Source organism: Shigella sp. FC1544, assembly GCF_001722145.1.
Lineage (GTDB): Bacteria > Pseudomonadota > Gammaproteobacteria > Enterobacterales > Enterobacteriaceae > Escherichia > Escherichia coli.
The window spans coordinates 1-6754 of the sequence record NZ_MECT01000108.1 but is presented as its reverse complement, the minus strand read 5'-3'; the positions used below and the strand labels follow the sequence as shown (position 1 = coordinate 6754).

Below are 6754 nucleotides of genomic sequence, written 5' to 3'. Positions count from 1 at the left end.
ACGGTTGTGGCGCACGTCTTCGGTGAACGCACTCTGGCCACACTGGAGCGTCTTCTGAGCCTGCTGTCGGCCTTTGAGGTCGTGGTATGGATGACGGATGGCTGGCCGCAGTATGAATCACGCCTGAAGGGAAAGCTGCACGTTATCAGCAAGCGTTACACTCAGCGCATTGAGCGACATAATCTGAATCTGAGACAACATCTGGCAAGGCTGGGACGGAAGTCACTGTCGTTCTCAAAATCGGTGGAGCTGCATGACAAGGTCATCGGGCATTATCTGAACATAAAACACTATCAGTAAGTTGGAGTCATTACCCATTTTTTTCGCTGACGATCTGTTTAAATATGAGTCAGTATGCATCGCCGCGATGGAACATTTAAAAAGTAAAGCAACGGCCCCTATACAAAACGGACCGTTGCCAGCATAAGAATTAACGGTGTGCCAGTTCGGCGTCGTCTTCGCTATCCAGAATGGCTTTATCGGTTTGCTTCAGCCACTGGCTGGTCAGCGTGCCAGCTGTCATCGAGCCACTAACGTTTAGCGCCGTACGGCCCATGTCGATAAGCGGTTCAACGGAGATTAACAGCGCCACCAGGGTTACTGGCAGGCCCATCGCAGTCAGCACAATCAGTGCGGCGAAAGTTGCACCACCACCGACACCGGCAACGCCTGCGGAACTAACGGTAACAATACCGACCAGCGTCGCAATCCACATCGGGTCCAGCGGGTTAATGCCAACCGTAGGCGCAACCATCACCGCCAGCATTGCCGGATACAAACCGGCGCAGCCGTTCTGACCAATGGTTGCACCGAAAGAGGCGGCGAAACTGGCGATGGATTCAGGAACGCCCAGACGACGCGTTTGTGCTTCCACATTCAGTGGGATAGACGCGGCACTGGAACGGCTGGTAAAGGCAAACGTCAGCACAGGCCATACCTTACGGAAGTACTTCAGCGGACTCACGCCATTAATGCCCAGCAGAATGCCATGCACTGCAAACATAATCAGCAGACCGAGGTAGGACGCGACAACGAAACTTCCCAGTTTGATGATGTCTTGCAAGTTAGAACCTGCAACCACTTTGGTCATTAGAACCAGAACGCCGTAAGGGGTCAACTGCATGACAAGGCGAACCAGTTTCATCACCCAGCTTTGTAGGGTATCGATAGCGGCTAAGACGCGTTCACCTTTCGGCGCATCATCCTTCAGCAGTTTCAATGCAGCTACGCCGAGGAATGCGGCAAAAATTACCACGCTGATAATTGACGTCGGATTGGCTCCGGTAAGATCGGCAAACGGGTTTTTCGGGATAAAGGACAAGACCAGCTGCGGAACGCTCAGATCAGAGACTTTACCAACATAGTTACTTTCAATGGCGTTCAGACGTGCAGTTTCTGCACCACCCTGAACCAGACCTTCAGCCGTCAAACCAAACAGGTTGGTGACCAGCACACCGACCAGCGCCGCAATCAGCGTGGTAAACAAAAGCGTACCGATGGTCAGAAAACTGATTTTGCCTAACTGAGATGCGTTATGCAGACGGGCAACCGCGCTCAGAATAGAGGCGAAGACTAACGGCATAACGATCATTTGCAGCAGTTGAACATAGCCGTTACCAACGATGTTAAACCACTGTACAGAATCTTTAAGTACCTGGCTGTCAGAACCATAAATGGTATGCAGGGCAAGGCCAAAAACCACACCCATCACCAGACCCACCAGCACTTTTTTCGCCAGACTCCACTGTTTATGGCGGGTCTGAGCCAGCGCAAACAGCAGTACAACGAACACCACGATGTTCGCAATTAATGGAAAGTTCATCCCCGTTCTCCTGATCTTATTATTTCTATCACTGCGTAGCAGTCATAGTGTTGGCGCAAGATTAACAGAACTGTGAGCTGGCTCTTATATTCAAATGGAATTGCTTATTCCAGAAAGGTGATTTTTGTCTTTTTAGTATTCAACCTGATGCTTAATAAGCCGATGAAACTGGATCTGCAAGGTATTGATTATTTGCGATGACCAACGAACAGCGCTGTTCTCGGGTAATGAATGGGGCATCCATACCGACCAGACAAATAATGCCATGCAGATAAAACGTTCCAGTTGGTTGCCCTTTTGGGGAACTAGGATAGGCAAGCGGAAACGCCAGCGGCATGGCCAGAGCAGGGGAACACCGGCGGGTGTCAGCATATCGGCAAGTATGTGGCTCAAATAACCCAGCACCATTCCTTGTAGCGCATCAGCCGGAATGAACCAGCCTTCCGGAACCTTAAGGTAAAAGGTTGCCAGCAGCGCAAATACCGCCAGCAGACTGTGGGTAAAACCACGATGCCCAAAAGCGCGGGCGATCGGTTTTGATATCCATTTTAATCGCTGCCCAAGAAACGACTTTGGGTGATCGATGTCCGGTAACAAACACGTCAGGATTGCGGAAGGGACAATATGCCACCAGTCACCCTGTGCCAGCACGGGCGTCAGCTCGGCATTTTTGGCAAATACCGCACAAGCAATAGAAAAGAGAAGGTGACCTTCCGCCGTCATGATAAAACTCACTAAACTGTCGATACGTACAGTATAGGATTTTTATACAGTGCACGGAAGTGGTGACGGTGTAACTCTTTCTCTTAAATTGACGATTAATCCGTCAGTTGAATGCAAATTCAGATAAAGAACCAGGGGCAGCGTGATCACTGCCCCTGGTCATTAACCGAGAAGGTCTTTTGCGGTGAGTTCTGTCAGCGATGAGAGTTTGACGTTTGCTAATACAAAACGTGGATCATTTTGCGCTTCTGGCGCAGGAACGACGATGGAACGCATGCGGGCTGCTTTAGAAGCGATCATGCCATTTACCGAGTCTTCCAGCGCCACGCAGGTCAGTGGGTCAACGCCCAGTTTTGCTGCGCAGTCGAGATATACTTGCGGATGCGGCTTGCTGTAAGGCAGTTTTTCAGCCGAGGCGAGGGCATCGAAACTGTCGCGTAAGTCAAACATGGTCAACACTTTTTCCAGCATATGTAGTGGTGACGCGGAGGCCAGTCCCACCAATAAACCTTGTTCTTTGCATAACGCAACAGCTTCGCGTACGCCTGGTAATAATGGACGTGTCTCTTCAACCAGTGAAATGGCACGGGCAATAACCCGTTCTACTACTTCCTGACGGCTTGGCCCATTCCACGGTTGCCGGGCGTACCAAAGATCGACCACCATATCGATGCGTAAACCTAAGGTGTCCGGCAGCTCGTTACGACGGGAGATATCCACCCCCAGGCTTGCCATCACATCCAGTTCGGCTCGATCCCATAAAGGTTCTGAGTCGATAAGTAATCCATCCATATCAAAAATTGCAGCAAGAATCTGACGCGGGGTTGACATTACAACCTCTCCTTTAGAGCATTATGTGTAAGGTATTAAGCCGTGCTTATGATTAAGCGCCTATCATATCGCCTTTAAAGAATGGGCGAAAACAGATATCTACAGGTAAACTAAGTGAAACGACGCGTCTTAATCAAGGAGAACTCATGACGTATCAACAAGCTGGACGCATTGCTGTTTTGAAAAGGATTTTGGGTTGGGTGATTTTTATACCTGCATTGATCTCTACATTGATTTCTTTGCTGAAATTTATGAATACCCGGCAGGAAAACCAGGAAGGCATTAATGCGGTCATGCTCGACTTTACTCATGTCATGATCGATATGATGCAGGCGAATACGCCTTTTTTGAATCTGTTCTGGTATAACTCCCCGACGCCCAATTTTAATGGTGGCGTGAACGTTATGTTCTGGGTGATTTTCATCCTGATTTTTGTCGGACTGGCGTTGCAGGATTCCGGTGCCCGAATGAGTCGCCAGGCGCGCTTCTTGCGGGAGGGTGTTGAAGATCAACTCATTCTGGAAAAAGCCAAAGGGGAAGAGGGGCTAACGCGTGAACAAATTGAGTCCCGTATTGTTGTTCCGCACCATACTATTTTCCTGCAGTTTTTCTCACTGTATATCCTGCCGGTTATTTGTATTGCTGCAGGTTATGTGTTCTTTTCTCTGCTTGGGTTTATTTAATCAAAAGGCCGCACAGAGCGGCCATTATCTTCAACCCATATCATGCTGCTAATAATCTATCCAGTGACTGCTGAGCAATAACCAAATGCTGACCGCCAAATAACCTTGCACGATTTAACAGCGTGTAGAGTTGGTAAACCGGTTGACGTTCAAGGAAATCGGCAGGTAGCGGGGATACTGACTGATAGCCGTCATAGATTTGTGGCGGCTGTTCAGTATGCAGCGGTAACATCGCCAGGTCGCACTCTCGGTCACCCCAGTAGCAGGCAGGGTCGAAAATGTACGGGCCATCCGGACCCAGCGCACAGTTGCCGGACCATAAATCGCCGTGCAACAGAGAAGGCTGCGGTTGATGCGAGGCCAGACGCTGCTGAATATGCTCGACGATGGCGTCGATATTGCCGAAAGCGATCCCTTTCTCTGCTGCCAGTTCCAACTGCCAGCCAATCCGTTGTTCAGCAAAAAACGTTGACCAGCGACGTTGCCAGGTGTTGGGCTGTGGAGTTGTGGAGAGCGAGTTATCAAAATCGAGGCCAAATTGTGGTTGGTCACTCCATTGATGTAAACGCGCAATTTGCTGACCAAGAATAAATGCGCTATGCGCATCCAGCGGACGAGGTGGGAGATAATCCATCACCAGAAAACTGTAGTCACGGTCAGCGCCTACTGCCCAAACCTTAGGCACGGTGACGGTTTTACTACGCGACAGTAACTCCAGTTGGTCGGCTTCGGCGGTAAAACCGGGAAGCAGTTCCCTTTCATCACATTTGACGAAAAAGTCATGTCCTGCATAGCGCAAATGCCATGCGGCATGGACTTCTCCGCCAGGCAGTTCATTACGCAGTTCGATTTCGCCTTCACCTAACTGCTCGCTCAAAAGACGACTGATTGCCTGCCACATGATGTCTCTCCCATGTTGTCTGCCAGATCATAAGGTTAGCGCAAGAATGCGGTGTAAAAACACGAGCTAACGCACACCACAGACTGATTATTGCCCAAAAACCATTTATTTTCTGTTGCTATTCCATTCCTCCCAGGTCGTGATGGTGATTTCAGGATCTTTGCCGGTTGCACTTTGGGTAAGCCCCGAAACCAGTTCTCTAATTTCTTCTTCACTTTGGGTACTGATAAGTCCAAAAGTGTTAGTCCCCAGCTCATGGATATTTCCCTCATCATCCGTCATGGTGAGCAAAAAACCGTCGCGAGTCAGGTAATTATTCAACTCGTTAATTTCAGTCAATGTATCCTCATGCAACATGACGGTTATGACATAACGGACAAGATCGCCACTGGCCATAGTTCACCCCTTTGTTATCACATGACTTTTGAGCATAGTCGGAGAAACGCGTTGCCGACAGGTTGGTGGTGATTCCCCCAATGCTGGGGGAATGTTTTTGTTAGCGGGAAAGGTAAGCGTAAATTTTTTGCGTATCGTCATGGGAGCACAGACGTGTTCCCTGATTGAGTGTGGCTGCACTCCCCGCAGCTACGCCAAAACGGACCATCTCTTCAAGAGAGGCATTTTCTGCCAGTTTCAGTGTCATCGCGCCGACCATGCTGTCACCAGCGCCAACGGTACTCTGGCTTTTCACCGGTGGTGGCACCACCTGAATGCAGTTTTCACTATCAACACCCAGCGCTCCTTGTGGACCAAGGGAAACGACAACCCGTTTGGCCTTGCCGCTATTAACGATTTCCTGCGCGGCTTTGCGGACATCGTCCGGCTGGGTGAGTTCGCGATTCACCAGCGCACTGAGTTCTTTTTGGTTAGGCTTAACCAACTCGATGTTACCAATTGCCAGTGCTGCACTTAACGCTTCGCCAGAACTGTCGACGATGCAGCGGATCCCTTGTTTTTGCGAAGCGGAAATCAGTTGGGTTAATTTTTCCAGCTTCACACCTGGCGGCAGGCTTCCGCTTATGACTAGGATGGCCCCGGATTCAATTTCCAGAACTTGCTCTTCAAGCTGGCGAAACTCATCTTCATTTAATGCCGCGCCTGGCATAACAAAACGATACTGCTCACCGCTTGCTTCCACATGTACATGTAAATTCTGCCGGGTCCAGTCTTTGGCTTCTACAGTAGCGACGGGGACATTTTCATCCGCCAACAGTGAAACCAGGTGTTCGCCGGTCGCGCCACCCGCCGGGAAGATCGCTGTGGCACTGCCTCCAAGATGGGCAATGGCGCGGGCGACGTTGATGCCGCCGCCCCCGGGTTCGAACACCGGTGCGGTACAGCGCAGTTTTCCTTCGGGATAAATTTGCGGGGTAATTGTTGCGCTATCGAGAGAGGGCGCAAGTGTCAACGTATAGATACGTACCATCATTTCCTCCTATAGGCTGATTTCAGTCTGGCACCGAATCAGCGGAAAGTGAAGAAATTAACAATATGATTTATTGGAGCTTTATTTAAAATTTTGCAGATAAATATATATAAATAAAAATCTGTTTTCGCCACATGCTTATTCAAAAAATGAAATAAGAATACATGGTGATGCTGCCAACTTACTGATTTAGTGTATGATGGTGTTTTTGAGGTGCTCCAGTGGCTTCTGTTTCTATCAGCTGTCCCTCCTGTTCAGCTACTGACGGGGTGGTGCGTAACGGCAAAAGCACTGCCGGACATCAGCGCTATCTCTGCTCTCACTGCCGTAAAACATGGCAACTGCAGTTCACTTACACCGCTTCTCAA

Annotated in this window: 9 protein-coding genes and 1 pseudogene; 4 read left to right on the top strand and 6 right to left on the bottom strand. The window is 49.6% G+C overall.

Annotated features, from left to right (window positions below; translation table 11 throughout):
• Positions 1-300, top strand: a 300-nt coding sequence (locus BGK49_RS07455; RefSeq protein ID WP_069375675.1) for an IS1 family transposase, incomplete at its 5' end; no start/stop codon positions are given.
• A gap of 1 nt (position 301) precedes the next feature.
• Positions 302-427, top strand: a pseudogene (locus BGK49_RS30935) (protein YdjO); the annotation flags it as partial.
• A 3-nt stretch (positions 428-430) separates the two neighbouring features.
• On the opposite strand, the gene tcyP reads toward BGK49_RS30935, so the two are convergent.
• From tcyP to hxpB, 3 genes are all read right to left on the bottom strand, one after another.
• Entirely contained in the window at positions 431-1822 is a 1392-nt protein-coding gene (tcyP, locus tag BGK49_RS07450; RefSeq protein ID WP_001010702.1) for a cystine/sulfocysteine:cation symporter, read from the bottom strand.
• Positions 1823-1954: 132 nt separating this feature from the next.
• Positions 1955-2545 carry a metal-dependent hydrolase gene (locus BGK49_RS07445; protein WP_004983374.1) on the bottom strand — a complete coding sequence of 197 codons (591 nt, stop codon included), beginning with the start codon at positions 2543-2545 and terminating at the stop codon, positions 1955-1957.
• 162 nt (positions 2546-2707) lie between these two features.
• A complete protein-coding gene (gene hxpB / locus BGK49_RS07440; RefSeq protein ID WP_000106834.1) occupies positions 2708-3376 on the bottom strand; it encodes a hexitol phosphatase HxpB in 669 nt (222 codons plus the stop codon).
• A gap of 146 nt (positions 3377-3522) precedes the next feature.
• On the opposite strand from hxpB, the gene BGK49_RS07435 reads away from it, so the two are divergent.
• Complete coding sequence (locus tag BGK49_RS07435) at positions 3523-4059, top strand: YniB family protein (RefSeq protein ID WP_000222172.1); 537 nt, start codon at positions 3523-3525, stop codon at positions 4057-4059.
• Positions 4060-4099: 40 nt separating this feature from the next.
• On the opposite strand, the gene BGK49_RS07430 is transcribed toward BGK49_RS07435, so the two are convergent.
• From BGK49_RS07430 to pfkB, 3 genes are all read right to left on the bottom strand, one after another.
• Positions 4100-4960: a fructosamine kinase family protein gene (locus BGK49_RS07430; protein WP_000267654.1), complete on the bottom strand. Its 861-nt coding sequence runs from the start codon at positions 4958-4960 to the stop codon at positions 4100-4102.
• 105 nt (positions 4961-5065) lie between these two features.
• Complete coding sequence (gene ghoS, locus BGK49_RS07425) at positions 5066-5356, bottom strand: type V toxin-antitoxin system endoribonuclease antitoxin GhoS (RefSeq protein ID WP_000146159.1); 291 nt, start codon at positions 5354-5356, stop codon at positions 5066-5068.
• A gap of 100 nt (positions 5357-5456) precedes the next feature.
• A complete protein-coding gene (pfkB, locus tag BGK49_RS07420) occupies positions 5457-6386 on the bottom strand; it encodes a 6-phosphofructokinase II (RefSeq protein WP_000251738.1) in 930 nt (309 codons plus the stop codon).
• Between the two features lie 221 nt (positions 6387-6607).
• Between pfkB and BGK49_RS25805 the strand changes: the two genes are divergently transcribed.
• Positions 6608-6754, top strand: a 147-nt coding sequence (locus BGK49_RS25805) for an IS1 family transposase (RefSeq protein ID WP_001393286.1), incomplete at its 3' end; no start/stop codon positions are given.